This is a genomic window from Stenotrophomonas sp. 3diitr2024 (assembly GCF_042136455.1).
GTDB classification, from domain to species: Bacteria; Pseudomonadota; Gammaproteobacteria; order Xanthomonadales; family Xanthomonadaceae; genus Stenotrophomonas; species Stenotrophomonas sepilia.
Genome location: NZ_JBHHMJ010000406.1, coordinates 1 through 3,770, shown reverse-complemented (window position 1 = coordinate 3,770; position 3,770 = coordinate 1). Strand labels below are relative to the sequence as shown.

Genomic DNA, 3,770 nt, shown 5'->3' with positions numbered 1-3,770 from the left:
TGGGGTCAGATCACTTTTGCGTGGCAAAAGGGATCTGACCCCAGAGCCAAAAAAGAAACCCGCGCCGAAGCGCGGGTTCCGGGGTCACGGCCGAACGGCGACGGATCAGCCGCGCAGCTGCTCCAGCGCGGCGTTGAAGGTCGCGCTCGGGCGCATCGCCTTGCTGGCCTTGGCCACGTCCGGGCGGTAGTAGCCACCGATGTCCACGGCCTTGCCCTGCACCGCGATCAGCTCGTCGACGATCTTCTGCTCGTTGTCGGTCAGCGCCTTGGCCAGCGGGGCGAAGCGTGCCTTCAGTGCAGCATCCTCGTCCTGCGCGGCCAGGGCCTGCGCCCAGTACAACGCGATGTAGAAGTGGCTGCCACGGTTGTCGATGCCGCCGAGCTTGCGCGACGGCGACTTGTCGTTGTCCAGGAACTGGCCGTTGGCTTCGTCCAGCGCCTTGGCCAGCACGCGGGCGGCGGCGTTGTCATAGCGGTTGCCCAGGTGTTCCAGCGACGCGGCCAGGGCCAGGAACTCACCCAGCGAATCCCAGCGCAGGTAGTCCTCTTCGACGAACTGCTGCACGTGCTTCGGGGCCGAACCACCGGCGCCGGTCTCGAACAGGCCACCACCGGCCATCAGCGGCACGATCGACAGCATCTTGGCGCTGGTGCCCAGCTCCATGATCGGGAACAGATCGGTCAGGTAGTCGCGCAGCACGTTGCCGGTCACCGAGATGGTGTCCTCGCCCTTGCGGATGCGGTCCAGCGAGAACGCGGTGGCTTCCACCGGCGGCAGGATGCGGATGTCCAGGCCGTTGGTGTCGTGGTCCTTCAGATACTGCTCGACCTTGGCGATGACCTGCGCGTCGTGGGCGCGGGCGGCATCCAGCCAGAACACGGCCGGGGTGCTGCTCAGGCGGGCACGCTCGACGGCCAGCTTGACCCAGTCCTGGATCGGCGCGTCCTTGGTCTGGCACATGCGCCAGATGTCACCGGCTTCCACAGTGTGCTCGAACACCAGGTTGCCGGCGTCGTCGGTGACCTTGACCACGCCATCGGCAGCGATCTGGAAGGTCTTGTCGTGCGAGCCGTACTCTTCGGCCTTCTGTGCCATCAGGCCGACGTTGGGCACCGAGCCCATGGTGGCCGGGTCGAAGGCGCCGTGCGCCTTGCAGTCGTCGATGACGGCCTGGTACACGCCGGCATAGCAGCGGTCCGGAATGACCGCCTTGGTGTCCTGCAGCTTGCCTTCGGCGTTCCACATCTTGCCGGAGTCGCGGATCATCGCCGGCATCGAGGCATCGACGATGACGTCGCTCGGCACGTGCAGGTTGGTGACGCCCTTGTCCGAGTTGACCATGGCCACGCCCGGGCGCTGTGCGTACTCGGCAGCCAGGTCGGCTTCGATCGCGGCACGGGTGGCTTCCGGCAGCGACGGCAGGCGCGCAGCCAGGTCACCGATGCCGTTGTTGGCGTCGAAACCGGCCTGCTTGAGCACGTCGGCATGCTTGGCCAGCACGTCCTTGTAGAACTCATTGACCGCCACGCCGAACATGATCGGGTCGGAGACCTTCATCATGGTCGCCTTCAGGTGCAGCGAGAACAGCACGCCCTGGGCCTTGGCATCGGCGATCTGCTCACCGATGAACGCGGCCAGCGCCTTGCGGCTCATCACGGCGGCGTCGACGATCTCGCCGGCCTTGACCGCGGTCTTTTCCTTCAGCACAGCGGTGCTGCCGTCGTTGCCGTGGAAGGTGATCTTCAGCGAACCGGCATTGACCAGGGTGGCCGACTTCTCGCTGCCGTAGAAATCACCGGCGGCCATGTGCGCGACATGCGACTTCGAATCCGGCGCCCAGGCGCCCATGCGGTGCGGGTGCTTGCGCGCGTAGTTCTTCACCGACAGCGGTGCACGGCGGTCGGAGTTGCCTTCGCGCAGCACCGGGTTCACCGCGCTGCCCTTGACCTTGTCGTAGCGCGCCTTGTAGTCGCGCTGCTGGTCGTCGGCCGGGGTTTCCGGGTAATCCGGCAGCGGGTAGCCCTGGTCCTGCAGTTCCTTGATGGCCGCCTTCAGCTGCGGCACCGAGGCGGAAATGTTCGGCAGCTTGATGATGTTGGCGTCCGGGGTGGTTGCCAGCTGGCCCAGTTCGGCAAGGTCGTCGCTGACCTTCTGTGCATCGGACAGCAGTTCCGGGAACTGCGACAGGATGCGGCCGGACAGCGAGATGTCACGGGTTTCCACCACGATGCCGGCCGTGGCGGTGTAGGCGTCAACGATCGGCAGCAGCGACTGGGTGGCCAGGAACGGTGCTTCGTCGGTCAGCGTGTAGAGGATCTTGGACATGGGGGACTTGGACTCTGTAGCAATGCTCAGGGGAAGGCCGGCGCCAGCGCCGGGCCACGTGCAACCGTGTCGCGCGCGGGGCGGAGCCCCACGCTTTCCCCGTCGCCGTCAGGGTGGGCGCGCGGCGGGGAAACCCCTGCATTGTCGCGTTTTCAGCCGCGCGGGGCAAAGCCACGCCATACGCGACGGTACTGCATGCCGGCAACGCTGTGATCCATCCACGCCTGGATGAAGCCCGCCCACAGCATCAGTGGATCCACGCCATGCGTGGATGAAGCCGACCATCGCACAACAAAAAAGGACGCAGCCTCGCGGCTGCGTCCATCGTGAGCCCTGCCGGGAGAGAGTCGGCTGGACTTACTTGACCTCGAACTCCTGCGGCGTTCCGGCCGCCTTGCCATCGACGGTGACTTCGGCGCGGTACTTGCCGGCCGGCCAGCCCTTTGCATTCTTGAACGTGACGTTGGTGGTTTCGGCACCGCTGGTGTTCAGCGTGGCATTCTGTTCGCCGGCCACCTGGCCGTCCTGGTAGGTCAGCTTCGCGCCAACGGTGACGTTGTTGGCGGCGCCGTCGGTCTTGACCGAGACGATGATGTCGTCCTTCGGCGCGAACAAAGCCGTCGTCGCAACCGACTTGTCGGCGGCTGCGGTCTTGCCGACCGTGACCGACGAGACGCTGACAGCAGCGGCTTCGGCCATCGGCGGCGGCGCGCCGGTCATCGGGGCCGGTGCCGCCGGTTCGGCCGGAGCAGTCGCTGCCGGAGCGGCATTGTTGTCGGTCGACTCTTCTTTCTTCTTGCAACCGACCAGGGCGACGCTGCCCAGCAGGGCGGCGATCAGGGCGGTCTGGAGCGGGGTGGTCTTGATCATTCGGGGTTCCTCCCAGGGATTGTCGGACGGCGTTCTGGCCGGCTTACTTCGGCGGCAGTTTCAGGGTCTGGCCCGGGAAGATCTTGTCCGGGTCATCAAGCACATCGCGGTTGGCTTCGAAGATCTTCTTCCAGGCATTGGCGTCGCCCAGATGCTGCTTGGCGATCTTCGACAGCGAGTCACCCTTCTGCACGGTATAGGTGCCGCCGCTGACAACGTCCGCGGTGCTGTCCACCGAAGCGCTGACGCCGGAGAAGTCCGCCTTCGGCACCTGCTCGGCGGTACTGTCGACGCTGCTGCTGACGCCGGAGAAATCGGCTTTCTTCTCGGTACTCATCCACAACTCCCGTCTGCATGACTACGTGACTGGCACGGTGCCATGGCGGTTGTTAAATGGGGATGGTGCAGATGTGAAGCCGCCCCCCGGGGCGGCTGAACAATCGGGAGAGACGGTGTCCGGTCGTGCCGGCCGCTGGCCGGCTTTCCCTTGCCCTGGACGCGGGTTCCTTGCGGTTGCCGGCCAGCGACCGGCACTACCGGTTACTGCCGCAGTTCGCGGTAGGTCGCAGCCG

At 65.8% G+C, this 3,770-nt stretch carries 3 protein-coding genes; all 3 read right to left on the bottom strand.

Going from position 1 to position 3,770, the window contains the following annotated elements; genetic code table 11:
- Window positions 1-105: 105 nt before the first annotated feature.
- Window positions 106-2,328 carry an NADP-dependent isocitrate dehydrogenase gene (locus tag ABGA94_RS10120; RefSeq protein WP_375367186.1) on the bottom strand — a complete coding sequence of 741 codons (2,223 nt, stop codon included), beginning with the start codon at window positions 2,326-2,328 and terminating at the stop codon, window positions 106-108.
- A gap of 357 nt (window positions 2,329-2,685) precedes the next feature.
- Entirely contained in the window at window positions 2,686-3,198 is a 513-nt protein-coding gene (locus ABGA94_RS10115; protein WP_111102215.1) for a hypothetical protein, read from the bottom strand.
- A 43-nt stretch (window positions 3,199-3,241) separates the two neighbouring features.
- Window positions 3,242-3,535: a LysM peptidoglycan-binding domain-containing protein gene (locus ABGA94_RS10110; protein WP_057497089.1), complete on the bottom strand. Its 294-nt coding sequence runs from the start codon at window positions 3,533-3,535 to the stop codon at window positions 3,242-3,244.
- Window positions 3,536-3,770: the final 235 nt, after the last annotated feature.

Coding starts and splice junctions, on each gene's coding strand:
- ABGA94_RS10115 (WP_111102215.1), bottom strand. CDS start 3,198: ATGATCAAGACCACCCCGCTCCAGACCGCCCTGATCGCCGCCCTGCTG.
- ABGA94_RS10110 (WP_057497089.1), bottom strand. CDS start 3,535: ATGAGTACCGAGAAGAAAGCCGATTTCTCCGGCGTCAGCAGCAGCGTC.
- ABGA94_RS10120 (WP_375367186.1), bottom strand. CDS start 2,328: ATGTCCAAGATCCTCTACACGCTGACCGACGAAGCACCGTTCCTGGCC.